This window comes from Tenacibaculum sp. XPcli2-G (assembly GCF_024124505.1).
Lineage (GTDB): Bacteria > Bacteroidota > Bacteroidia > Flavobacteriales > Flavobacteriaceae > Polaribacter > Polaribacter mesophilus.
Map to the genome: position 1 here is coordinate 289,510 of NZ_JAMXSH010000001.1, position 23,475 is coordinate 312,984.

The 23,475-nt window shown below is 31.8% G+C and carries 22 protein-coding genes and 2 tRNA genes; 12 read left to right on the forward strand and 12 right to left on the reverse strand.

Annotation, left to right across the window (positions count from 1 at the left end; translation table 11 throughout):
* The first annotated feature begins 122 nt into the window (after positions 1 to 122).
* A complete protein-coding gene (fbp, locus tag NH341_RS01280; protein WP_253055493.1) occupies positions 123 to 1,157 on the forward strand; it encodes a class 1 fructose-bisphosphatase in 1,035 nt (344 codons plus the stop codon).
* A 311-nt stretch (positions 1,158 to 1,468) separates the two neighbouring features.
* Positions 1,469 to 2,077: a superoxide dismutase gene (locus tag NH341_RS01285; RefSeq protein ID WP_125066473.1), complete on the forward strand. Its 609-nt coding sequence runs from the start codon at positions 1,469 to 1,471 to the stop codon at positions 2,075 to 2,077.
* A 52-nt stretch (positions 2,078 to 2,129) separates the two neighbouring features.
* Here NH341_RS01285 and NH341_RS01290 read toward each other — a convergent pair whose 3' ends face one another.
* The 4 genes from NH341_RS01290 to NH341_RS01305 form a co-directional block, all read right to left on the reverse strand.
* Complete coding sequence (locus NH341_RS01290; RefSeq protein ID WP_253055494.1) at positions 2,130 to 2,615, reverse strand: thioesterase family protein; 486 nt, start codon at positions 2,613 to 2,615, stop codon at positions 2,130 to 2,132.
* A gap of 51 nt (positions 2,616 to 2,666) precedes the next feature.
* Positions 2,667 to 3,260: a TetR/AcrR family transcriptional regulator gene (locus NH341_RS01295; protein WP_253055495.1), complete on the reverse strand. Its 594-nt coding sequence runs from the start codon at positions 3,258 to 3,260 to the stop codon at positions 2,667 to 2,669.
* Positions 3,261 to 3,388: 128 nt separating this feature from the next.
* A complete protein-coding gene (locus NH341_RS01300; protein WP_253055496.1) occupies positions 3,389 to 4,537 on the reverse strand; it encodes a cystathionine gamma-synthase in 1,149 nt (382 codons plus the stop codon).
* Positions 4,538 to 4,590: 53 nt separating this feature from the next.
* On the reverse strand, positions 4,591 to 5,046 hold the full coding sequence (locus tag NH341_RS01305; RefSeq protein ID WP_253055497.1) for a DinB family protein: 456 nt from the start codon (positions 5,044 to 5,046) through the stop codon (positions 4,591 to 4,593).
* 118 nt (positions 5,047 to 5,164) lie between these two features.
* Here NH341_RS01305 and NH341_RS01310 point away from each other — a divergent pair, with 118 nt between their 5' ends.
* Complete coding sequence (locus NH341_RS01310) at positions 5,165 to 5,512, forward strand: arsenate reductase family protein (protein WP_159488909.1); 348 nt, start codon at positions 5,165 to 5,167, stop codon at positions 5,510 to 5,512.
* A 90-nt stretch (positions 5,513 to 5,602) separates the two neighbouring features.
* Here the strand turns inward: NH341_RS01310 and NH341_RS01315 are convergent, their stop codons facing one another.
* The 3 genes from NH341_RS01315 to NH341_RS01325 form a co-directional block, all read right to left on the reverse strand.
* The gene (locus tag NH341_RS01315) at positions 5,603 to 6,085 is read right to left on the reverse strand and encodes a DUF4252 domain-containing protein (RefSeq protein WP_253055498.1); all 483 of its coding nucleotides are present in this window, start codon (positions 6,083 to 6,085) and stop codon (positions 5,603 to 5,605) included.
* A gap of 86 nt (positions 6,086 to 6,171) precedes the next feature.
* Positions 6,172 to 6,242: transfer RNA gene (locus tag NH341_RS01320), tRNA-Gln, on the reverse strand.
* A 95-nt stretch (positions 6,243 to 6,337) separates the two neighbouring features.
* Positions 6,338 to 6,408, reverse strand: a tRNA-Gln gene (locus tag NH341_RS01325).
* A 216-nt stretch (positions 6,409 to 6,624) separates the two neighbouring features.
* Between NH341_RS01325 and NH341_RS01330 the strand changes: the two genes are divergently transcribed.
* Together NH341_RS01330 and NH341_RS01335 are read left to right on the forward strand one after the other, a co-directional pair.
* A complete protein-coding gene (locus tag NH341_RS01330; protein WP_239178390.1) occupies positions 6,625 to 9,738 on the forward strand; it encodes a DUF2723 domain-containing protein in 3,114 nt (1,037 codons plus the stop codon).
* A gap of 4 nt (positions 9,739 to 9,742) precedes the next feature.
* Positions 9,743 to 10,372: a polysaccharide deacetylase family protein gene (locus tag NH341_RS01335; protein WP_239178388.1), complete on the forward strand. Its 630-nt coding sequence runs from the start codon at positions 9,743 to 9,745 to the stop codon at positions 10,370 to 10,372.
* Here the strand turns inward: NH341_RS01335 and NH341_RS01340 are convergent.
* Both NH341_RS01340 and NH341_RS01345 read right to left on the reverse strand, forming a co-directional pair.
* The gene (locus tag NH341_RS01340; protein WP_047788184.1) at positions 10,369 to 10,662 is read right to left on the reverse strand and encodes a co-chaperone YbbN; all 294 of its coding nucleotides are present in this window, start codon (positions 10,660 to 10,662) and stop codon (positions 10,369 to 10,371) included. The two genes, NH341_RS01335 and NH341_RS01340, sit on opposite strands and share 4 nt — an antisense overlap.
* An 88-nt stretch (positions 10,663 to 10,750) precedes the next feature.
* Positions 10,751 to 11,974 carry a metallophosphoesterase gene (locus NH341_RS01345; RefSeq protein WP_253055499.1) on the reverse strand — a complete coding sequence of 408 codons (1,224 nt, stop codon included), beginning with the start codon at positions 11,972 to 11,974 and terminating at the stop codon, positions 10,751 to 10,753.
* A gap of 172 nt (positions 11,975 to 12,146) precedes the next feature.
* On the opposite strand from NH341_RS01345, the gene polA reads away from it, so the two are divergent.
* Positions 12,147 to 14,969 carry a DNA polymerase I gene (gene polA, locus NH341_RS01350; RefSeq protein ID WP_253055500.1) on the forward strand — a complete coding sequence of 941 codons (2,823 nt, stop codon included), beginning with the start codon at positions 12,147 to 12,149 and terminating at the stop codon, positions 14,967 to 14,969.
* On the opposite strand, the gene NH341_RS01355 is transcribed toward polA, so the two are convergent.
* Positions 14,966 to 15,922, reverse strand: coding sequence for a YafY family protein (locus NH341_RS01355; RefSeq protein ID WP_253055501.1), 957 nt, complete (start codon positions 15,920 to 15,922; stop codon positions 14,966 to 14,968). The two genes, polA and NH341_RS01355, sit on opposite strands and share 4 nt — an antisense overlap.
* 210 nt (positions 15,923 to 16,132) lie before the next feature.
* On the opposite strand from NH341_RS01355, the gene NH341_RS01360 reads away from it, so the two are divergent.
* Positions 16,133 to 16,624 (forward strand): DinB family protein, encoded by a 492-nt coding sequence (locus tag NH341_RS01360; RefSeq protein ID WP_253055502.1) that lies wholly within the window; start codon positions 16,133 to 16,135, stop codon positions 16,622 to 16,624.
* A complete protein-coding gene (locus NH341_RS01365) occupies positions 16,614 to 16,853 on the forward strand; it encodes a hypothetical protein (protein ID WP_253055503.1) in 240 nt (79 codons plus the stop codon). The genes NH341_RS01360 and NH341_RS01365 overlap by 11 nt, the downstream gene beginning before the upstream one ends.
* Before the next feature lie 109 nt (positions 16,854 to 16,962).
* Here the strand turns inward: NH341_RS01365 and NH341_RS01370 are convergent, their stop codons facing one another.
* Both NH341_RS01370 and NH341_RS01375 read right to left on the reverse strand, forming a co-directional pair.
* Positions 16,963 to 18,558, reverse strand: a complete 1,596-nt coding sequence (locus NH341_RS01370) for an Ig-like domain-containing protein (protein ID WP_253055504.1) — start codon at positions 18,556 to 18,558, stop codon at positions 16,963 to 16,965.
* Positions 18,559 to 18,612: 54 nt separating this feature from the next.
* The gene (locus NH341_RS01375; RefSeq protein ID WP_253055505.1) at positions 18,613 to 19,152 is read right to left on the reverse strand and encodes a ComF family protein; all 540 of its coding nucleotides are present in this window, start codon (positions 19,150 to 19,152) and stop codon (positions 18,613 to 18,615) included.
* 208 nt (positions 19,153 to 19,360) lie between these two features.
* On the opposite strand from NH341_RS01375, the gene NH341_RS01380 reads away from it, so the two are divergent.
* From NH341_RS01380 to NH341_RS01395, 4 genes are all read left to right on the forward strand, one after another.
* Positions 19,361 to 19,921, forward strand: coding sequence for a class I SAM-dependent methyltransferase (locus tag NH341_RS01380; protein WP_047788176.1), 561 nt, complete (start codon positions 19,361 to 19,363; stop codon positions 19,919 to 19,921).
* 44 nt (positions 19,922 to 19,965) lie between these two features.
* Positions 19,966 to 20,868, forward strand: a complete 903-nt coding sequence (locus NH341_RS01385; protein WP_159488851.1) for a hypothetical protein — start codon at positions 19,966 to 19,968, stop codon at positions 20,866 to 20,868.
* Positions 20,869 to 20,915: 47 nt separating this feature from the next.
* Complete coding sequence (locus NH341_RS01390; RefSeq protein WP_073182437.1) at positions 20,916 to 21,794, forward strand: hypothetical protein; 879 nt, start codon at positions 20,916 to 20,918, stop codon at positions 21,792 to 21,794.
* A 105-nt stretch (positions 21,795 to 21,899) separates the two neighbouring features.
* A complete protein-coding gene (locus NH341_RS01395) occupies positions 21,900 to 23,447 on the forward strand; it encodes a glycine--tRNA ligase (protein WP_253055506.1) in 1,548 nt (515 codons plus the stop codon).
* Positions 23,448 to 23,475: the final 28 nt, after the last annotated feature.

Consider the following 23,475-nt stretch of genomic DNA (forward strand, 5'->3'; position numbering starts at 1 on the left):
GTTCTCTTAAAACTTTCTGATAAAACAAATGAAAAATTAAAACACATCATATTTTTTTGTTGAAAATTTTAAAATACTAAATAAAAGTTGGCATCTTTGTACGCACAACACAAAAATTTGACATGAGTAACAAGCATATGACGCTGGGTGAGTTTATCATCAGCAAACAAAAAGACTTTAAATATTCTTCTGGTGAATTATCTCGTTTAATAAATTCTATCCGTTTAGCTGCTAAAGTAGTAAACCACGAAATTAGAAAAGCAGGATTGGTTGATATTACTGGAGCTGCGGGTGATATTAATGTACAGGGTGAAGCACAACAAAAACTAGATGTTTTAGCCAACGATTTATTTAAACAAACATTGATTAATCGTGAAATTGTTTGTGGTATTGCTAGTGAAGAAGAAGACGACTTTGTTGTGGTTGAAGGTCAAAACAAAGCCAACGAAAATAAATATGTGTTGTTAATGGATCCTTTAGACGGATCATCTAACATTGATGTAAATGTTTCTGTAGGAACTATTTTTTCTATTTACAGAAGAATTTCTCCTGTGGGAACTCCTGTTACCAAAGAAGATTTCTTACAAAAAGGTAGTGAGCAAGTAGCCGCTGGTTATGTAGCTTACGGTACCTCAACCATGTTAGTTTTTACTACTGGTAATGGAGTGAATGGATTTACGTTAAATCCTGCTATTGGTACTTTTTACTTATCGCACCCAAACATGAGTTATCCTGAAATTGGTAGAATTTACTCAGTAAGCGAAGGGTATTTCACACATTTCCAAGAAGGAATGAAACGTTTCTTAATTCACTGTAAAGAATTAAACGAAGCAGATAACCGTCCGTATACAGCGCGTTATATTGGGTCGTTAGTTTCAGATTTCCATAGAAACATGATTAAAGGTGGTGTATATATTTACCCTGCTACTGCTATAACTCCAAAAGGAAAATTACGCTTGTTATACGAATGTAATCCGATGGCTTTTATTTGTGAACAAGCAGGAGGTAAAGCTTCTGATGGGTTTACTCGTATTTTAGATATTAAACCAACCGAACTACACCAACGTGTACCTTTTTATTGTGGAAGTATACAAATGGTTGAAAAAGCGGAAGAATTTATGACTAAATTTTCATCTGATGATAAACCAAACTATTAATAGTGATAAAATGGCTTGTAATATTAATCTGTTTAATATTAGCAATAGGTTCTTTTTTTAAAGATAAAAACCTAGCTATTAACATACATGACACATATTTTGTCGTGAGTTATTGGCATTTAGCTATTATTATTTCAAAAATAATAGGAGTTATTACCTTGCTACTATTCATCAAGTCAAAAATTAAACAATAGTTATTATTTATACTCAAATAAATTATCCATAAGGCAAACAGTTGTTTGCCTTATTTTTTTGGGTTAAATTTACATTCGGAAAAACGAAAAAATTAATCTATTAAAAAACAAATAATTATGGCTTTTAACTTACCAGAATTAGGATACGCTTACGACGCTTTAGAACCACATATAGATGCTAGAACTATGGAAATTCACCATAGCAAGCACCACAACGGATATACTACTAAATTAAATGCTGCTATTGAGGGTACTGATTTAGAAGGAAAATCTATCGAAGATATTTTAACTAACTTAGATATGAACAACGCTGCTGTACGTAATAACGGTGGTGGTTTTTACAACCACTCTTTATTCTGGACAGTAATGAACCCAGAAGATAGAGGATATTTATCTGGAGAATTAAAAGATGCTATCGAAGCTGAGTTTGGTTCAAAAGAAGCGTTTATCGATGCTTTTTCTAAAGCAGCTGCTACACAATTTGGTTCAGGATGGGCTTGGTTATGTGTACACAAAGGAGGAAAAGTAGAAGTTTGCTCTACTCCTAACCAAGACAACCCATTAATGCCAGGTGTTACTTGTGGTGGAACTCCTATCTTAGGATTAGACGTTTGGGAACACGCTTATTACTTAAACTACCAAAACCGTCGTCCTGATTATATCGAAGCTTTCTTTAAAGTAATCAACTGGAACGAAGTAGAAAGAAGATATGCAGCTGCTAAATAATTTTAGCTTTTGCAATAAATAAAAAAGACCTGCAAAATGCAGGTCTTTTTTATTATGACACTTTTTGATATCGAAAACTTTTCGTTCTTTCTTCAAAACTAGTTTGTTCTATTGGTAGAACAGCATTTTCAAACAACTCTAGTAAATCTTCTGAGTGTTTTGCTGTTGATAATTTTATCAGATCAAAATACACAAAAGAGCTCCAGAGTATCGCTTTTAAGGCTGTTTTCTCTTCATTCCACATGCGTATTTCAACTAACAAATTTCTTTCTCCATAATTAAGTAACTGAGAATCTATCGTTACTGTTTCCATTAAGGTTGCTGGTTTTAAATAAGCTATTTGATGTGAACCTACCACCCAGCTCTTTCCTCTTTCTTTTCCGTGTTGGTAAATATCTAAATTATAATTAGCGATCAACTGATCTTCTCTTGCATTGATAAGGTAATTAAAATAAGATGCATTATTTAAATGATTAAAAGGATCGCAATCTTGAAATCTGATTTTTGTTTTGCTTTCTAAAATTTTTGGTATTTCCATGGTATTAAGTTTAAAATATACCGTTCGGTATATTTTTGATTAAAAAAATAGTTATTTCTGTAATTCTTGTTTTATAATTTGTTGTAGTACTGTAGATACATCTTTTAAATAACAGTCATCTTTCATTATATGTGTCATATATACCGCTCCTTCAATCATGTAAAAAAAGCGTTTAGCATATAACATACTATCTATTGAATTTTTAATCTCATTGGCTTCTTTTGCTTTTTCAATGAGTATAGAAAACTGTTCTAAAATTCTGTGATTGTACGATTGAACCAGTTGAGCAATTACCTTATTTTGATTATTAGCATCTACACCGATGTTTAAAATAGGGCAACCTCCAAATTGCTTATTGTATTCATAATACCCTTCATAAAAAAGCGCTACGTTAAGCAACATTTTTAAAGGTGTCTCACCCTTATTAACAGTTTCATTAAGGTCTTTTAGTACTTTTCTTACTGAAAACTTAAACGATTCTACAGCTAACTCTTCTTTGTTTTCAAAATGTCCGTAAATGGCTCCTTTAGTCAAACCTGTAGCCTCTGTAATTTTAGATAAGCTCATGGCTGCATAACCATTCTTATTAAAAATAGGAGCTACGGTTTCTATTATAAAAGCCTTGGTTCTTTCTGATTTAGACATTTTTCAAAAAAGTTTGAGATACAAATATATACAAAATATACTGAACGGTATATTTTATCCTTGAAAGGATAAAAAAACCGAAGCATCAAAGCTTCGGTTTTTTTCATTTTTATTCTTGGTTGTCTTTTTTATTTAGAAAGTGCTTGCTCTAAATCAGCTAGTAAATCATCGATATCTTCTACTCCAACACTCAAACGAATTAAAGAGTCGGTAATTCCTATTTTCAAACGTTCTTCTTCAGGAATGGATGCATGCGTCATCGTTACTGGGTGACTTACCAAGCTTTCTACACCACCTAACGATTCAGCCAAGGTGAAAATTTTAGTATTTTCTAAAAAAGTTAAAGCTGCTTGTTTACTTTCATCTTTTAAACGGAAAGAAACCATGCCTCCAAAATCATCCATTTGTTTTTTGGCGATTTCGTGATTTGGATGTTTTTCTAATCCTGGATAAAAGACTTCACTTACTTTTGGATGTGCTGATAAATATTGTGCCACTGCTTTTCCATTTTCACAGTGACGCTGCATACGTAAATGCAAGGTTTTTACTCCACGCAGTGCTAAAAACGAATCCATAGGTCCTGCAATAGCTCCTGCTGCAAACTGAATAAAATGTAATTGTTCTGCAAGTTTAGCATCCTTTACCATTAAAGCTCCCATCACCAAATCAGAATGTCCTCCTAAATATTTTGTTGCCGAATGCATCACTATATCAACTCCCAAATCTAACGGACGCTGTAAATAAGGGGTTGCAAACGTGTTATCAACCGCAACTACAATAGATGTTTTTATATTTTTTACTGCTTTGGTAATTTCCTCAATATCCGCAATTTTCATTAGCGGATTGGTCGGTGTTTCAATCCAAATGAGTTTTGTTTTTTTAGAAATTGTCTTGGTTACATTCATAACCTCATTCATATCCACATATCGAAATTTCAATCCATATTTTTCAAACATGTTCGTAAACATTCGATATGTTCCTCCGTAAATATCATCTCCTGCAATTACCTCATCACCCGGATTCAAAGTTCGTAACACACAATCAATTGCTGATAAACCAGAAGAAAAAGCAAATCCGTGTGTTCCGTTTTCAAGAGCAGCAAGCGCATTCTCTAAAGCAGTACGTGTGGGATTCGCTGAACGTGAGTACGCATACCCTTTGTTCACACCTGGACTCGACTGTGCATAAGTGGATGTTTGAAAGATAGGAGGCATTACTGCACCTGTAGCTTCTTCAGGTTTTTGACCTCCATGTATGGTTTTCGTATTGAATTTCATCTGTTAACATTTATAGTTGCCTTACTTTAAATCAACATTATATTATTAGAGAACTAAACTAACTTACTCAAGTTCATGATAATTCCTAGGTGCATTCCCTCATGTAAATTATTAAAAGCTACAGCACTTTCAAAAGAATCTATCACAAAACCTGTACTGGTTTCGTACTCTTGATATTCTTTAAAAATTCCTTCTTCAAAATCTTCTTGTAAAGTATCTGGTAAACCTATTAATAATTCTTTTACTTCTTCAAATTCTTCTTCAGTAAAATCTTTAGTTGGAAAGGTTCCTTTTCTGTACCCTTCAATTAACTCATCAGGTGCTAAGCAATCCAATCCAGACAATTTATAATGTAATAGTTGTTGTGTAACTACTAAATGAGCTACATTCCAAGCAATGTTATTATTAAATCCTTCAGGAGTTATATGCAATTGTTCTAATGATAAACCTTCTATTCTTTTTAAAACTAAGTCTCTTGATCTTTTTAAAACTTCAAACTGTTTGTTCATTTTTCTACTTATTTTAGCTATTTCAAAGATACCTATTTAGCCATGAAAACCTATAACTAGTATTTGTTATTTAATGGTTAAAACTAAACTATAGCTAATACAATAAAAACGTAAACAGATGAAAAAAGTTTATTTTTTACAAACTTGCGATACTTGTCGAAGAATTTTAAAAGAAGTAAATATTGACGGATTTGAAAAGCAAGAAATAAAAACCAACCCAATTACAGTTGCTCAGCTGGAATCAATGCGCGAGTTAACAGACAGCTACGAAAGTTTATTTAATAAACGTGCTAAACTGTATCGAGAAATGGATTTAAAGAATCAAAATTTAACGGAAGCTGATTACAAACAGTATATTTTAGATGAATATACATTTTTAAAACGCCCAGTTTTTATTGTTGACAACCAAATTTTTATTGGAAACAGTAAAAAAGTGGTGGAAAGTTTGAAAGAACTTGTGGGGTAAAAAACAAGAAAACTCCGACATTTTACAGTCGGAGTTTCTTATAAGTTATATACTTCCCTTCGACTACGCATAGGGAACATAGAAGTCTTTTTAATTTGAAGCTATGCTTTTATTTTTTGTAGATGCTTCTACCATAGCCGATAGTTCATCCATAGTAAGGTTGGTTTTAATTCCTAATAATACCATTTCATCACTTTTATCATGAACATTGACGATAATTTCTTTAATACGATCTTTTGTTTCTCTAAAATACACCGTTACCCTTTCCTTACCATCCTTTACTCTTACTAAAGTTTTTAAATTATTTCTTCGAGCATATTTTTTAAAATCTTTTTGTACTGAAGCCATGTTGTTATTGAACACCATAATTTTATAGTTTTTAGATTTCTTTAAGAAAACTCCAAACTCATCAGTATCTTCATCAGAGATGAACATATTGGCAAAAAAACTAGGAATATTTAAAGATACCTCGGCTCTATCTTTATTAGATTGATAAAATGTTTTAAAGTTTTCTTTTTGCGCAAAAGAACTTAACACAAAAAGGCAGCAAAAGATGGTTGCAATTCGTTTCATAATAATAGTGTTTTAATTGAAGACGACTACTGCATGAATTTGTTACAAACAAAAAAGCCTTAACTTATTCAGTTAAGACTTTTTAGTTGGCCCACAAGGACTCGAACCTTGAATATCGGTACCAAAAACCGGTGTGTTACCATTACACCATGGGCCAATGTTTACAGTGCAAATATAAAAACAAAGTTTTATATTTAGAAATCATTAAACACTTTTTATAAAAAAATCCTCACGAAGTTCGTAAGGATTTTGTTGGCCTACAAGGACTCGAACCTTGAATATCGGTACCAAAAACCGGTGTGTTACCATTACACCATAGGCCAATTACTTATTGCGGGTGCAAATATAAAACAAAATTATATTTCAGCAAATTTTTTGTACTTTTTTTCGTTTACTTCTTTTTCAACCTCAAAAATTTCATTTAACAGAATTTTATATGAGAGCTTATTTTAGAGAAACTGTTAAAATTATATTTTTGTTTTCAACGAAAAAATCATTAGTAATTAATACATTCGTACTTTATATCTAGATAAAAAACTATGACTGAGTTTAACTATAAAAAGTGGAACATCATTTTAGGATGGGTTTCGTTTGCAGTAGCGTTAATCACTTATACCTTAACTCTTGAACCCACAGTGAGTTCATGGGATTGTGGAGAATATATCGCAACTGCTGTAAATTTAGAAGTTGGACACCCTCCTGGTGCTCCTTTATTTCAAATGTTGGGTGCTTTTTTCGCTATGTTTACTAGTGACCCTAGTCAGTTGGCAAAAATGGTCAACTTTATGTCTGGATTGGCAAGTGCTTTTACTATCCTTTTCATGTTTTGGACAATTACCAATTTAGCTAGAAGAATGGCTATAAAAAATGGAAAGTTAGGTAATAATGAAGCTATTGCTGTATTAGGAAGCGGATTAGTAGGTGCTTTAGCATATACTTTTTCAGATAGTTTTTGGTTTAGTGCTGTTGAAGGGGAAGTGTATGCTATGTCTTCTTTCTTAATGGCGCTACTATTTTGGTTAGGGTTACGATGGGAAAGTGAATTAAATACTCCTAGGGGAAATAAATGGTTGGTATTAATTAGCTTTGTAGTTGGACTATCTTTTGGAGTTCATATACTTTCTTTATTAGTAATTCCATCAATCGTTTTGGTATATTTCTTCAAAACATATAAAGACATCAACATAAAAACAACGGCAATTGCTACGCTAGTTGCAATACTAGTTTTAGCGTTTGTGTTTAAGTTTTTATTCCCTTTCACTTTAAAATTCTTTAGTGTTGCTGAGTTATTCTTTATCAACCAAGTAGGACTACCTTATAATTCAGGAACTATTATAGCTGGAATTGTTTTAATAGCTTTATTCTTTTACGGATTAAAATATACACGTAAAAAGAACTTAGTTACTGCAAACACTTTAGTACTTTCAGTATTATTCATAATGATTGGTTTCTCGTCTTGGTTAATGTTACCAATACGTGCGAATGCTGATACCATTATTAACGAGAACAACCCATCAAGTGCGCGTGAACTACTAGCATACTACAATCGTGAACAATATGGTGATGCAAATGTTTTTTATGATAATTACTATTCTGTAGCTTATGATAGAGAACAAGATGCCGACAATCCTTATAAAGACGATAAACCTAAGTACGAAAAAATCGATGGCAAGTATGTTATTGTAAACAGGTACAAAAATGTACTTCCTAATTACTCAAGCAAACACAAAGGGTTTATTCCTCGTATGGTAAACCCTGCTTCTGAACAACAATACAAAAGTATTGCTGGAATTCCTGCTCGAAGTAAAAGACGTCCAACGTTTTTAGAAAACATAAAATTCATGGTTGATTTTCAATTTGGATATATGTACGGGCGTTATTTTATGTGGAATTTTGTAGGTCGCCAAAACGATATTCAAGGACATTTAGACATTGAAAATGGAAACTGGTTAAGCGGTATTAATTTTATTGATGAAGCTCGCTTAGGCTCTCAACAAAATTTACCAGATGATGTTAAAAACAACAAGGGACGTAACACCTACTTCTTTTTGCCTTTTATTTTAGGGCTTATTGGTTTGTTATATCAACTCAATAGAGATAAGAAGAATTTTTATGTGCTAACACTGTTCTTTTTATTCACAGGATTAGCTATTATATTTTACACCAACCCTAAACCTTTTGAACCTCGTGAACGTGATTATGCGGTAGTTGGTTCCTTTTATGTCTTTGCTATTTGGATTGGTTTTGGAGTACTTGCCCTTTATGATTACTTTAAAAAGTATGCTCCTAAAAAGGTAATTGCTATTGCTGTTTCAGTAGTATCATTACTAGCTGTTCCTACGTTAATGGGCTTCCAAAATTGGGATGATCACGATAGAGCTGACCGTTATTTAGCACAACTAAATGCACAAACCTATCTAGAAAGTTGTGACCCGAATGCGATTATCTTTACTATTGGAGACAACGATACGTTTCCTCTTTGGTATATGCAGCAAGTAGAAGGTGTACGTAGAGATATTAAAATAGTAAATACAAGTCTTTTTCAAACAGATTGGTACATCGATCAAATGAAAAAGAAAACCTACGATGCTGACCCTATTCCATCACAGTTAACACACGATCAGTACAAGTATGGAACCTTGGATATGGCATACTACTACCCACTTCCACAGTTAAAAGATTCTTTACTTAATATAAAAGATTTTATGCGTTGGATAGCTAGTGATAATGATGCCACTTATTTAGACGCAGGAGATGGCGCTAAGGAAAAATTTTATCCAACCAACAGAATTCGTATTCCTGTTAACAAAGAAAATGCTTTAAAAACTGGATTAGTAGCACAAAAAGATGCTGATAAAATGGTAGATTATATTGACATTACTGTTGATGATAGAGGTTTATCAAAAGCAAGACTTTTAATGCTAGACATTTTAAATAATTTCGACTGGAAGCGACCTATTTACTTTACTGGTGGTGCAAATGCTGATGAAGAATACATTTGGCTAAAAGATTACTTACAATTAGATGGAATGGCGTACAAATTAGTACCTATAAAAACATCTAATAAAGGGCGAACAATTTTTGACATGGGACGCATAGATCCTGAAAAAATGTATAACAATGTTAAAAAATGGGATTGGAAAACAATCAATAACGGAGAAATTTACCTAGATGAGCAAAGTAAGCGTAACGCAATTTCATTACGTAATAACTTAATTCGTTTATCTGAAGAATTCTTACAAAAAGGAGATTCTGTAAATGCAAAAGACGTGTTAGATTTATCGTTACACAAAATGCCTATTAAAGATTTTGATCACTACAATTTCTCTTTAGGCTATCCAGAATTGTATTATCGTATTGGTGATATTAATAAAGCTAGAGAAACTGCCGAAACCTTAGCTGATATTTTCCAACAGAAGTTAAAGTATTATAGCACATTTAATACTCAGGACATTGATTTAATCATCGATAATTTAGAAACAACTCTGTACATGTATCAAAACTTAGTTCAGCAAATTACTCGATATGACAAAGATGAAGATTATGGTAAAAAGTTTTTTGAAGATTATATAACACATGCTCGTCTATTTAGTCATTTAATGCCTGAAGAAGAGCCTGAGCTTCCACAAGAACTCGATACTATTAAGCCTTAATTTAATGAGGTTATATTTTATAAAGACACCACGTATACTTAAACGTTTATTCGCTAAATATACGTGGTCTTTTTTTTCTACTCAAAAAGAAATATTTCTAACCTTTGATGATGGACCTATTCCAAAAGTAACAGAATTTGTACTTGACCAACTTCACCTATTCAATGCAAAAGCTACTTTTTTTTGTATTGGTGATAATATTCGAAAATACCCCGCTGTTTTTTCAAGAATTGTTAATGAAGGACATTCGGTAGGAAACCACACTTTTAATCATTTAAACGGCTGGAAAAACAGCAATACAACTTATATTAACAACATAAACAAATGCGAAAACTTATTATCGCATCAAAAAACAAAACTATTTCGCCCTCCTTACGGAAAAATAAAAAGAAAACAAGCCAAACAACTTCTTGCTAATGGTTATAAAATTATTATGTGGGATGTATTGTCAGCAGATTTTGACCCGACTATTACTAAAGAAAAATGTTTACAAAATGTACTCAGAAATGTAGAAAATGGGAGTATTATCGTTTTTCACGATAGTATAAAGGCTAGCGACAAGTTATATTATGTGCTTCCAAAAGTTCTAGAAGAATTTTCGTTACAAGGTTATAAGTTTAAGGCAATTTCTTAAACAAACTGCTGAACTAAGCCTATTAACGTATTAGCGTCTTGCTCTCCAGTTTGGCGCCATTTCATCTCTCCATTTTTATAAATCATAAAAGTTGGATTTCCTTTAACACGTAAGGCATCTGCAAGAATTTCATTCTTGTTAATATCTATTTTAATCACCTTGGCTTTGTCTCCTAATGCAGCAGCTACATCACGAAGTGTATCTAAACTAGGTTCTAGTTCACTCCAATCTGCATAAAAATCGATTAACACAGGTTTGTTAATGCTTATAATTTCACCAAACTTTGTCATCTTTTGCATAAGTTTTATCAGTAAAGTGCCTAAAATTACTAATTTTTTGTTAGGTAATTATTATGATAATCTTAAAAATACTGAAAAATCAAGCTTTTTTTAGCTCAATTACGGTAATTTCAGGCCAAATCCCTACTCTACCAGGAAAGGCATGGTAACCAAACCCTCTATTCACATTAATATACCTATTAAACTCTTTATATAACCCTGCCCATTGTTTATAAACATATTTTGATGGGCTCCATTTTATCCAACCAGGAATTTCAATCCCAAATTGTAAACCATGCGTATGTCCGCTTAAAGTTAAATGATAATTAAAATCGTCTTGTTTTATTTTATATTCCCAATGACTTGGGTCGTGGGACAGTAAAATTTTAAAATCATCTTTACTTACCCCTTCTGATGCTTTTTTAAGATCTCCTGCTTTATTAAAGCCCTTTCCCCAGTTCTCTACTCCAATCAATGCTATTTTTTGTCCGTCTTTTTCAATGTATTTATGCTCATTTAATAATAATTCAAATCCTATTTTTGGATGAATATCTTTTACTGCTTTGAAATTTGCTTTTTTATCTTCTGGTGTTTTCCAATCAGAATAATCTCCATAATCATGATTACCTAATACTGAGTATTTTCCAACAGGTGCCTCTAACTTTGAAAAAACAGAAATCCAATCATCCATTTCGTGTGCAAAATTATTTACAATATCTCCCGTAAATAAAATCATGTCAGATTTTTGCTCGTTAATTAAATCTACTCCATATTTAATTTTTTCTTTATTATCAAAACTTCCTGAGTGAATATCGGTAATGTGAGATATGGTAAAACCATCAAAAGCTTCTGGTAAATCTTTAAAACTTAACTGGTATTTAAGCACTTTGTAATTGTATTTTCCTTTAAAAATACCATACAACATACTTGCAAACGGTAGTGCTGCCAGTCCTAAAGCTAGTTTTGATATGAAAGCTCTTCTACCAACCAAGTCTTTGGTTTCTTCTTTAAACAAAAATGAGATTCCTTTTTGAGACCATCTAACCACATCTTCTCCAAACATTAATAAAAAAATCACCACCTTAGGAACTAAAACAAGTAAAAGCATTCCCATTGCCCATTGAAACTCTCTTGTTTGCCCAGAGTTTCTATCGTAACCAAAAATTACATAAAAAAAGTGTATATAAGCTAATACCCCAATTAACAACCATCCATAACGAATAATTTTACTTCTTGTAAGTGTTTTTATTGCTTGAAAAGCATATGCTTCAAATACAATAATTATTGCGGATATTATAATAACTGTTACTAACCAACGAGACATCTATTTCATTTTTAAGGAGAAACAAAGATACTTCGATTCTTAAAATTGATTTTTAACATCTTGTTAAAGTTTTGTAGATTTACCTCCAAAGTTCATAGAAACGATAGTTTTTCTACTTTTTCTGTAAACAAATCGATATCAACATTTTATTTCAATAGGCTTAAGACTTAACATGGCAAATCAAAAACGACTTTTTTTACTCGACGCGTATGCTTTAATTTTTAGAGGATATTATGCCTTTATTAAAAACCCACGTATCAACTCTAAAGGGTTAGACACCTCAGCTATTATGGGGTTTACCAACTCTTTACTAGATGTAATAAAGCGTGAAAAGCCAGATTATTTAGCCGTTTGTTTCGACAAAGGAGGAAGTACTGACCGCGTTGAAGCTTTTGAAGATTATAAAGCAAACCGACAAGAAACACCTGAAGCCATTCGTTTAGCTGTTCCTTACATTGAAAAAATATTAGGAGCCATGAACATACCTGCCATTGTAAAAGAAGGGTACGAAGCCGATGATATTATTGGTACGCTGGCTAAAAAAGCTGAGAAAGAAGGACTACACACTTACATGGTAACGCCTGATAAAGATTTTGCTCAACTGGTTTCTGATAATATTTTTATGTACCGCCCACCTCGTATGGGAAATGGATATGAAAAGTGGGGTGTTGAAGAAGTGAAAACTAAGTTTGGTGTGGAAAACCCGTTACAAGTAATTGACTTTTTAGGAATGATGGGGGATTCTGTTGATAATATCCCTGGATTACCTGGTGTTGGTGAAAAAACAGCCAAGAAATTTCTTGCTGCTTATGGTAGTATGGAAGGTTTGTTTGAAAACATCCATGAGTTAAAAGGAAAAATGAAAGAAAAGGTAGAAGCTAATCAAGAATTAGGCTTGCTTTCTAAAAAACTAGCAACCATTATGCTAGATGTTCCTGTTGAGTTAGAATTGGATAAATTGGTTTTTGAGCAACCCAATGTTGAAGCTACCAAAGAAATTTTTACTGAATTAGAATTTCGTCGTTTAACGGAAAACTTCTTAAAAACATTTGCTCCTTCTGAAGAAACTACTGCTGCATTAGAAATACCTAAAACAACAAAGACTAGTGCTGCAGGTCAATTTGATTTATTTGCAACTCCTGGTAGTGGAAGCGCTACTAAAGACACAAATATTAACGGTTTTAAAACCATTGAAAATACGAATCATTTCTATCAATTAATAGAAACACCTCTTTCAAGAAAATTATTGTTAGAGAAATTAATGCAACAAAATTCTGTGTGTTTTGATACTGAAACAACTGGATTAAAGGCCTTAGAAGTTGAGCTAATTGGAATTGCTTTTTCATGGGAAGCTGGTAAAGGCTATTATGTTTCATTTCCGGAAGATCAAGAAGAAACAAAAGTTATCTTAGAAGAATTTCGTCCATTTTTTGAAGCTGTAAACATTGAAAAGATAGGCCACAATTTAAAATACGATATCAAAGTATTGTCAAATTACAACATGCCTGTAAAAGGGAATTTGTTTGACACCATGATTGCGCATTACCTTATCAATCCTGATATGCGTCATAATATGGATGTACTTGCTGAAACCTACTTAAATTATCAACCAGTTTCTATTACAGAATTGATTGGTAAAAAAGGTAAAAATCAACTTTCAATGCGACAAGTTGAGTTACCAAAACAAACCGAATATGCAGTTGAAGATGCAGACATCACCTATCAATTAAAAGAGCACTTTTCTAAGGAGTTGGAAAGTGGCAATGTTACCAAGTTATTCAACGAAGTAGAAACACCATTAGTTTCTGTATTAACAGCTATGGAAATTGAAGGTATTAATTTAGATACTGACTTCTTAAAAACACTTTCGAAAGCCTTATCTAAAGACATCTCACAACTTGAGCAAAACATATACGAACAAGCCGGTGAAGAATTTAACATTGCATCTCCAAAGCAATTAGGTCCTATCTTATTTGACAAGTTAAAACTAGTTGATAAACCTAAAAAAACTAAAACAGGGCAGTATTCTACAGCAGAAGATGTACTTTCTTATTTAGCGAAAGATCATCAAATAGTTGCTGATATTTTAGAATATCGTCAGTATAAAAAACTACAAAGCACTTATGTTGATGCACTTCCTAATGAAATTAACCCTAAAACTGGGAGAGTACACACTGTATACGCTCAGGCTGTAGCAGCTACAGGACGCTTAAGTTCTAACAATCCAAACTTACAGAACATTCCTATCCGTACAAAACGTGGACAAGAAGTACGTAAAGCTTTTATTCCGAGAAATGAAGACTATGTATTGCTAGCGGCTGATTACAGTCAAATTGAATTACGAATTATCGCTGCTTTAAGTGAGGAAGAAACCATGATTAAAGCCTTTCAACATGGTGAAGACATTCACGCTTCTACTGCTGCAAAAGTATTTAATGTTCCTATTGAGGAAGTAACCCGCGAGCAACGTAGCAATGCTAAAACTGTAAACTTCGGAATTATTTATGGAGTTTCTGCCTTCGGATTGAGCAATCAAACCGATTTATCTCGTAAAGAGGCAAAAGAGTTGATTGACACCTATTATGCAACCTATCCGAAACTACGAAATTATATTTCTAAGCAGGTAGATTTTGCTCGTGAACACGGATATGTGGAAACTGTTTTACATCGTCGCCGTTATTTAAAAGACATCAATTCTCGTAATGCTATTGTTCGTGGTGCTGCAGAAAGGAATGCGGTAAATGCTCCTATTCAAGGTTCGGCTGCCGACATCATTAAACTTGCCATGATTAACATTTATAAGCGATTTGAGCAAGAAAACTTCAAGTCGAAAATGTTACTACAAGTACATGATGAATTGGTTTTTGATGCTCATAAAGATGAATTAGATATTATTAAACCGATTATTAAACAGGAAATGGAAAACGCTTTTAAAATGAGCGTTCCGTTAGATGTTGAAATAGATACAGGAGCAAACTGGTTAGAGGCACATTAAAGTTTTGTAATTGCCTTTTCTAAAATCTCTTTTACCTGAAGTTTTAAACTCTCAGGTTCAATTATTTTGGCATAATCTGAAAACACAATATACCATCTTGAAAAACTGTGTTCAACATAAGATGTCATGAATGTCATTTCCACTTGGTTTCCTTTTACTTTTTCAGAGATAAAACCATGTTGCATTTTACTATTGTTAATATATCGCACCACACTTTTATCAACAGAAATAACAACTTTTGTTTTGGGTGTGTTTTCATACTGGCTTCGGTATTCATCTAACGTAATATGTTCTCTAGTAAAATTATGTTCAGTTGATTTTATCGCTAACATTCTATCGGTTCTAAATTGCCTGTAGTCGCTTCTTAAATGACAAAAAGCCAACACATACCAAAACCCTGATTCGTGATAAATACCCACAGGTTCCACAAAACGCTCAGAAGGTGTTTCTCTATTTACCGCTTGATATTTTAAAAACACCTGTCTTTTTTCAGCAATACTTTCAAACAAGGTTTCAAGTGCATTTGGTAAACTATCGTTGAACAATTTATTTGTAGGATCCACCAATATTTGTGATTCTAAGGCAGAAATCCAATCTTTTTCACGACCACGCAACACTGATTTTAACTTCATCATGGCAGACTCATAATAATTCCCTAATGATTTATCTACAAACTTCTGCATTAGTTTTTCGGCAGCCACAAAACTTCCTACTTCTTCTCTAGTAAACATAACAGGAGGCAAACGGTACCCTTCCATAATAGAATAACCAACACCAGCCTCACTTATTATGGGCACACCTGATGCTTCAAGGGTTCGTATATCACGATAAATAGTACGTAGGCTCACCTCAAATCTATCAGCCAATTCTTGTGCTTTTACTATGCGTTTAGATTGTAACTGAATAAGTATTGCCACAATTCTATCAAAACGTTTTACCGTGTCTAAACTCATAATGCTATAACATATTTCCCAAAGATAGGATTTCAGGCTGAAGTATTTTTTAAATTTTAGCTTCAACATAATAACTATACTTTATACAAAGTAACATACAGTAAGTGACAACCGCTTGTCAATAGTCTTTTTAAGATTTATTTTTTCTACTGACATAAAGCTGTCACCACCCCATATTAATTTTGATTTCAAATAATAAAAATTACAATTATGGAATCAACAACAAGCACATTATTAGAACAAGTAATTACACCTTCTGAGTTATTAGCACATTGGCAAGGGCATCGAGGTTTAACCCGAAGAACTATTGAAGCTTTTACTGAGGAAGCCTTTTTTAATTACTCTATAGGAGGTATGCGTACTTTTGCTGATATGGTTATGGAACTTTTAGGTATAGCTGGACCTGGTATTAAAGAAATTGCTACTGGAGAAATTCAAGAATTAATTGAAAGGGTTGACCACGGTAACAAAAAAGCAAAAATTATTGAACTCTGGGACAAGGCTACTGACGAAATAAATACTTATTGGGCACAGATAAAACCAGAGCAGTTTCAACAAAACATTAAAATATTTGGTCAATATGAAGGTACGGTTTGGTCATCAATATTCTATTTTATTGACAATGAAATCCATCATCGCGGACAAGCCTATGTGTATTTGCGCGCTTTAGATATTGAACCTCCATATTTTTATGAACGTTAATCTAACTAAAATGAAAACAGTTTTGGTATTTAAGACATCCATTACAAAAAACAATGAAATTAAAATTGTTCAACCTACTTTAAATCGTTTGATTACCAAAAATGACCGCTGGAATTTTGACTTAGAAGATTGCGATAATATTCTTCGGGTAGAGACTCAAATGATTAAAGCTGATGCCATTTTAAAAGCAATACAACATCATGGTTTTTATTGTGAAGAATTGTTGTAAAAACAGTAATATTTTCTAGAAACAGTAAAATATAATGTAAATAAGAAACCGAATAAAGAAACTAATTGCTTCTCTATTCGGTTTCTTTACTCTTTCAAGATGATATTATCTATTTTATTACAAATGTTTCGTTTTGTATCCAATTAGCCCTTAGTTTAAATACAGTTTCTAAATAGATAATTTGCTCTGGCTCTTTTCTTAATAAGAAATTTCCAGTATCCCACATACGATTATTATTTTCATCAACTATAGCTCTAACACTATATTCCTTGGGTTCTAGTAAGATAAATTCTATCTTTTTAGAAGAAGTAAGATACCTTTTTTCTACAACCTTATCTTGACTTAATAATTCAATAATAACAGGATATTCTGTTTCGTTTTTAACATCCAAAACAATACTTCCATAATCTTCCACAGTACGCGTTGTGAATTTATAATCTAACGTATCGTTTGTAGTTTCAAAAACATCAGTTATTGCTTTAGGTAAGCCTTTAAAAATGTATCCATATTTAGGTTTCTTTTCAAACAATACAGCTAGTTTATTAATCGACTGCTTTTGCAATTCAAAAGGTACATCAACAGTATCTTTATCTATCAATGAAAACTTCGATTTATCAAAAGAAACAATTGGGTTATTTGTTTTAATAAACATAGTATCTTTCAGGTTAAGAACTCCACTTACACTAGATGACACAGATAAAGAGTCAATTTTCTTTTTTCTTAAAAACACTGTAACAGTATCTTTAAAATTCTGATTATTTACTATAAAATTCAATGAATCTTTCTCTACAGGTGTATACCAATAATTGAGTGTATCTTTATCTTCCTCAAACTGAGTAAACGACTTGTAATCTTGCGGAACTTCCGATAACAGTTCAATACTCATATCTTCCTGCTTCCCTTCAAAACCAAACTGAATTTTTCCTTTTGTTACTTCTTTTCCTCTTTTAAACTCATATGGCTGAATTTCTTTAAAAAAACGAATAGGTTTGTTTAGCAAAGTATCTTTTGGTAACGTAATTGTATCTACTACAAAACCAATTTTATCTGTTCTACTATTAAAAATATAATCACTTGAAGGCTCTTTTAATGCTAGCATTAAATATTTTCCTTCACGTAAATTACTAAACTCAAAATTTGTAGAATCTAGCGTGCTTGTTACATAATTTGGCTTTTTCTTAAAAACAATAGAATCGTTGTAGGTACTATCAATCTTATATAACAAAACACTAACTTCTTTCACCTCTTTTTTATCAAAAGCATCAGCTACTGCACCTTTAATTTTTAAAGAATCAATATAGTCTCCTGTTGAAAACACATACTTAAAGCTCTCTAACTTGTTGTTTTCGTTGTTATCTTGAACTGCATTTCCAAAGTTAAAAGTATAGGTGGTATTTTTCTGTAACGTGTCTAATATTTTAATATTAATATACTTACTTGGTGTTCCTTGTGGTGTAATTAACGGTGGATTTTTCATTGGCGGAGAAACTACCAACTGTTTTTGTAGGTCTTTTAAAACAATATACTCATCAAAATAAATACGAATGTTATCATCTTTAAAATGAATAGTTTCATAAGGAGGATTTGCAGTAACCATTATTGGTGCGGTTTCATCCTTTGGACCTCCTTCTGGTCGTCCTTTACGTGCACAACTACTTATTAAAAAAGCGAAAAGAATTACTAAAATAAAGTGTTTATTTTTCACAAATTATTGGTTTAAAATCCATTTTCAAAAGTAGTAAATTAAGATGGAATGGTATTAGTCTTTTTGTGTATACGCCATTGTAGCAACACTTATCTTTATGTTTTGCGTTTTTAAAAGTTCGTTTGCACAAGCTTCTAATGTTGCTCCTGTTGTAATAACATCATCAATAAGTAAAACATGTTTATTTTCAAAAAGTGTTGTATCAACAAGTTTAAACTTTGTTTTGTTATTAGAAAACCGTTCAAACCGTTGTTTTAATGTTTGCGTTTTAGTTTTGGAAGTTCTTATAAGAATATCTGGCTTATACTCAACATTCAAAATATCACTTAATCGTTTTCCAAACATGGTTACTTGATTATATCCTCTACTTTTAAGCTTTTTTAAATGTAATGGTACTGGAATAATATAGTCTATATCTATAAAAGTATTTAATGTTTTTAATCGTTCTCCAAACCAGTCAGCAATAAATATTCCAATTTCTGGCTGATTTTTATACTTTAATTGATGGATCAATTTTTGGGTAACTCCTTTCTTCCTGTAAAAAAGAAAAGAATGTACTGCTTGTATTGGTACTTTCCCATAAAAATTTGACATTAATGTAACATTTATATGCTTATTATCGTCTATAATTGGCAAGTCGTTTTTACAAATAACACAGAGAAGTGTTTCATTTTGTAATAACGTTTTTTCACAATTTACACATAATTTGGGGTAGAATAAGTAGAATATCTCTTTTAAAAATTGCATCTTTACAAGCCTTTTTTAACATAGGAAGATACAAAAAACAACAATAAATTATATTTTGAGTAAAAAGTTTAATTTTTTTAAAGAAGCTGTAAAAAATTACAAAACATCAGGCACAGTTGTTCCAAGCTCTAGATACCTAGCTAACAAGATGCTAAAAGAAATTGATTTTAAATCTGCTGAAGTTATTGTAGAGTTAGGACCTGGAAACGGAGCCATAACACAATATTTACTAAAAAAACTTCAACCCAACACCATATTAATATGTTTTGAAATAAATGATGCTTTCTATAGAGAATTAAAAAAAATACAACATCCACAATTAGTTGTTTTAAAGGCTTCTGCAGAAAACATAAAACTTGAAATACAAAAGCTTGGTTTTTCAAAAGCCAACTACATTGTTTCTAGCTTGCCCCTTACCATAATCCCAAAAGAAATATCGCACGCTATCTTAACAAAAAGCTATAACTTTTTAGCTCCATCAGGACTATTTATTCAATATCAGTATAGCTTAACTTACTACAAAAAACTAAAAGAAGTTTTTGGAGACAACATAAATTTGAGCTTTGAACCATTAAACTTTCCACCTGCTTTTATTTATAAATGTGTTAAAAAATAAATAGTATATTAGCACAGAGCGTCCCTTTTTTTATACCCTTTAAAATGATGATAGTCTCAAAAATAAAAAATAATAGTTTTGTTGCCTTCTTAATTTTACTAATACTTGTTATTGGTTTTTTGTCTTATCAAAATGCTAGAGACTATTCTGAACTCAAGGCAGTTTTTGAACTTGAAAAAAAAGAACTAGAGGGCGAATTAACAAACATTATTGAGGATTATGAAGAAGCTAGCTATAAAAAAAATGAATATTCATTAAAGCTAAAAGGTGGGCTTAACAAAGTAATTCAACTAAGAGATTCTATTAAAAACCTAAAACAAGTAGACTATAAATTTATTGGGTATTTTAGGAAGAGAACAAAAGTACTTATTGAAGAAAACAAAAAGCTTTTTACTGAAGTAAGTCACTTAAACACTATAAATAACAAACTAATTATAAAGAACGATAGTGTTAAAGAAGCATTATTAATAAAAGAAAAACAAAACACTAAACTTACCAACATAAATCGTTTTTTAAGTAATGAGAAGTTAGCTTTAAAGAAAAAAATAGCCACTGCTGAACTTATTGAAGTTTCTTCTATAAAAGCAGAGGCAATGAGAAAAAAAAGAAACGGAAAGTTTACATCTACTTCAAAATCGACAAAAGTAAGTGCTTTTAAAATAGAGTTTGAGTTAATGCAAAATAAAGTAACACCACCTGGTTTAAAAGAAGTTTACATTCAGATAACAGATATGAATAAAAATGTGATTGCCCCATATAAAGAAGTAAATTTACAAAACAATAAAAAAATATGGTGTAGTGATATTTTAATAGCTGAATACAATAACGAACAACTATCTATGATTTCTTTTATCAATATAAAAAATAAAATTAATGCAGGAATATACCATATAAATACATTTGTGAACGGTATTTATACTGGTAATAAATCTCTAGCATTAAAGTAAAACACCCCTTAATAAATAACTTAATATAATCAATTTCCCCTTAACTTATGAATCAACAAAAAACCAAAAATGTTTTAATTTTAGTATTAATTATCTTATTACTTTTCCTATTTTTTTATTCTCATCAAAAATCAAATGAAAATGAAAACCTTCAAAATATTTTTTTAGAAGAAAAAGCTGAGTTACAACAAGATCTAGACGAAATGATTAAAGATTACACAGATGTTGTTGTTGGTAAAAAACGTTTAGCTGACAGGTTAGAAGTAGAGCTAATTAAAATGAAGAACTTAAGAGACTCAATAAAGCTCTTAAAATCTGATAACTTTGGACTTATAAGAAAGTACAGAAGTAGAATTGCTAGCTTAGAACGTGAGAATAAGAAACTTTTCATTCAGATAGATTCTTTAAACAGTGCGAATGATGCTTTAACACAAGAAAATGTTATTGCTAATGAAATTTTACAACAAAAAGATAGTGTAAATGAAACTCTAACAGAAAAAAACAAAGAATTAGAGGCAAAAGTAGCTATTGGTGGAATTATTAAAACTAGTCCAGTAAAAGCTATTGCAATGAAAGAACGAAGTAGTGGAAAGCTAACATCTACAAGTAGATCTAGTAGAACTGATGCTTTTAGAATTAATTTCGATTTGTTAGAAAACCCAATTACTAGTGCTGGTGAAAAACGCGTATACATTCAAATTATTGATGAAAACAAAAATGTAATCGCTCCTAAAGGTAAAACTGACTTAAAAAACGGACAAAAAGTTCAATACACAGACTCTTTAGAAGTTAACTACAACAATAACCGTTTAAGTCTTGTATCTTTAATATTAGTAAACAGAGACGATATTAAAAAAGGAAAGTATATAATTAGTGCTTTTGTTGATGGTGTTTACTCTGGAAATACAACAATAAAGCTAAGATAAAACCATAACTATTAATTATTAATAAAAAAGTGAAGAGCTTAATTTATTCTTCACTTTTTTCTTTTTCCATACCCTTAGTTTAAATCCTTATTTTATTTTTGCAATATGGCAAAACAAGAAGATCAATTTAAAAAAGTATTATCACACGCAAAAGAATACGGTTATGTATTTCAATCATCTGAAATTTACGATGGTTTAAGCGCAGTGTATGATTATGCTCAAAACGGAGTAGAATTAAAGAAGAATATTCGTGATTATTGGTGGAAAGCAATGGTGCAAATGCATGAAAACATTGTAGGTATTGACGCTTCAATACTAATGCACCCAACTACTTGGAAAGCTTCAGGCCACGTTGATGCTTTTAACGATCCTTTGATTGACAACAAAGACTCTAAAAAACGCTATAGAGCTGATGTTTTAGTTGAAGATTTTAGAGAAAAAATCAACGAAAAAATTCAAAAAGACATAACCAAAGCAAAAAAACGTTTTGGTGAAGCTTTTAATGAAGATGAATTTAGAAGTACAAACCCTAATGTTTTAAGACGTCAAAAACAAATTGACGAGATAACAGTTGAATTAACTAGAGTTCAAGAAGAAAACGATTTAGAAGGGTTTAGAAATTTAATTATAGACTTAGGCATTACATGTCCTGTTTCTGGTTCTAAAAACTGGACAGAAGTTAAGCAATTTAACTTAATGTTTGGAACGCAATTAGGAGCGTCAGCAGATAGTTCAACGCAAGTATATTTACGTCCTGAAACTGCACAAGGTATTTTTGTAAACTTCTTAAATGTACAAAAAACTGGACGTATGAAAATTCCTTTCGGAATTGCACAAACTGGTAAAGCTTTTCGTAATGAAATCGTTGCGCGCCAATTTATTTTTAGACAACGAGAGTTTGAGCAAATGGAAATGCAATTTTTTGTAAAGCCAGGAACTCAAAAAGAATGGTATGAAAAGTGGAAAGAAACTCGTTTAAAGTGGCATATGTCTTTAGAAATGGGAGAAGAAAATTATCGTTTTCACGATCATGACAAATTAGCACATTATGCTGATGCCGCTGCTGATATTGAATTTAAATTTCCTTTTGGGTTCAAAGAATTAGAAGGAATCCATTCTCGTACTGATTTTGACTTAAGTCAACATGAGAAATTCTCTGGAAAAAAACTACAGTACTTTGACCACGAGGACAACACTAGTTATGTGCCATACGTAATTGAAACTTCTATTGGTTTAGACAGAATGTTCTTAGCTGTTTTCTCTAACTCTTTACAAGAAGAGGAGCTAGAAAATGGTTCAACAAGAACTGTTTTAAAGTTACCTGCAGTTTTGGCACCAACCAAAGCAGCTATTTTACCATTAGTTAAAAAAGATGGTTTACCAGAAATCGCTCGTAAAATTGTTAACGATTTAAAATGGGACTTCAATGTTGTTTATGATGAAAAAGATGCTGTTGGAAGAAGGTATCGTCGTCAAGATGCTGTTGGTACACCTTTCTGTATTACGGTAGATCATGACACTATAGAAGACAACACTGTTACCATTCGTCATAGAGATACTATGGAGCAAAAACGAGTTAAAATAGAAGATTTAAGCAATATTATTAAACAAGAGGTAGATGTACGCTCTTGGTTACAAAAAACGGAAGCATAAATCTAAAAAACGTCAAAATAAAGCAAGA

What these genes read in the sequence shown, in the direction of transcription:
- NH341_RS01390 (WP_073182437.1), top strand. Translation starts at nt 20,916, where the DNA reads ATGAATCAACAAAAAACCAAAAATGTTTTAATTTTAGTATTAATTATC.
- NH341_RS01315 (WP_253055498.1), bottom strand. Translation starts at nt 6,085, where the DNA reads ATGAAACGAATTGCAACCATCTTTTGCTGCCTTTTTGTGTTAAGTTCT.
- fbp (WP_253055493.1), top strand. Translation starts at nt 123, where the DNA reads ATGAGTAACAAGCATATGACGCTGGGTGAGTTTATCATCAGCAAACAA.
- NH341_RS01360 (WP_253055502.1), top strand. Translation starts at nt 16,133, where the DNA reads ATGGAATCAACAACAAGCACATTATTAGAACAAGTAATTACACCTTCT.
- NH341_RS01375 (WP_253055505.1), bottom strand. Translation starts at nt 19,152, where the DNA reads ATGTCAAATTTTTATGGGAAAGTACCAATACAAGCAGTACATTCTTTT.
- NH341_RS01300 (WP_253055496.1), bottom strand. Translation starts at nt 4,537, where the DNA reads ATGAAATTCAATACGAAAACCATACATGGAGGTCAAAAACCTGAAGAA.
- NH341_RS01385 (WP_159488851.1), top strand. Translation starts at nt 19,966, where the DNA reads ATGATGATAGTCTCAAAAATAAAAAATAATAGTTTTGTTGCCTTCTTA.
- NH341_RS01290 (WP_253055494.1), bottom strand. Translation starts at nt 2,615, where the DNA reads ATGGAAATACCAAAAATTTTAGAAAGCAAAACAAAAATCAGATTTCAA.
- NH341_RS01345 (WP_253055499.1), bottom strand. Translation starts at nt 11,974, where the DNA reads ATGTCTCGTTGGTTAGTAACAGTTATTATAATATCCGCAATAATTATT.
- NH341_RS01305 (WP_253055497.1), bottom strand. Translation starts at nt 5,046, where the DNA reads ATGAACAAACAGTTTGAAGTTTTAAAAAGATCAAGAGACTTAGTTTTA.
- NH341_RS01355 (WP_253055501.1), bottom strand. Translation starts at nt 15,922, where the DNA reads ATGAGTTTAGACACGGTAAAACGTTTTGATAGAATTGTGGCAATACTT.
- NH341_RS01395 (WP_253055506.1), top strand. Translation starts at nt 21,900, where the DNA reads ATGGCAAAACAAGAAGATCAATTTAAAAAAGTATTATCACACGCAAAA.
- NH341_RS01365 (WP_253055503.1), top strand. Translation starts at nt 16,614, where the DNA reads ATGAACGTTAATCTAACTAAAATGAAAACAGTTTTGGTATTTAAGACA.
- NH341_RS01335 (WP_239178388.1), top strand. Translation starts at nt 9,743, where the DNA reads ATGAGGTTATATTTTATAAAGACACCACGTATACTTAAACGTTTATTC.
- NH341_RS01310 (WP_159488909.1), top strand. Translation starts at nt 5,165, where the DNA reads ATGAAAAAAGTTTATTTTTTACAAACTTGCGATACTTGTCGAAGAATT.
- NH341_RS01285 (WP_125066473.1), top strand. Translation starts at nt 1,469, where the DNA reads ATGGCTTTTAACTTACCAGAATTAGGATACGCTTACGACGCTTTAGAA.
- NH341_RS01340 (WP_047788184.1), bottom strand. Translation starts at nt 10,662, where the DNA reads ATGACAAAGTTTGGTGAAATTATAAGCATTAACAAACCTGTGTTAATC.
- polA (WP_253055500.1), top strand. Translation starts at nt 12,147, where the DNA reads ATGGCAAATCAAAAACGACTTTTTTTACTCGACGCGTATGCTTTAATT.
- NH341_RS01295 (WP_253055495.1), bottom strand. Translation starts at nt 3,260, where the DNA reads ATGTCTAAATCAGAAAGAACCAAGGCTTTTATAATAGAAACCGTAGCT.
- NH341_RS01330 (WP_239178390.1), top strand. Translation starts at nt 6,625, where the DNA reads ATGACTGAGTTTAACTATAAAAAGTGGAACATCATTTTAGGATGGGTT.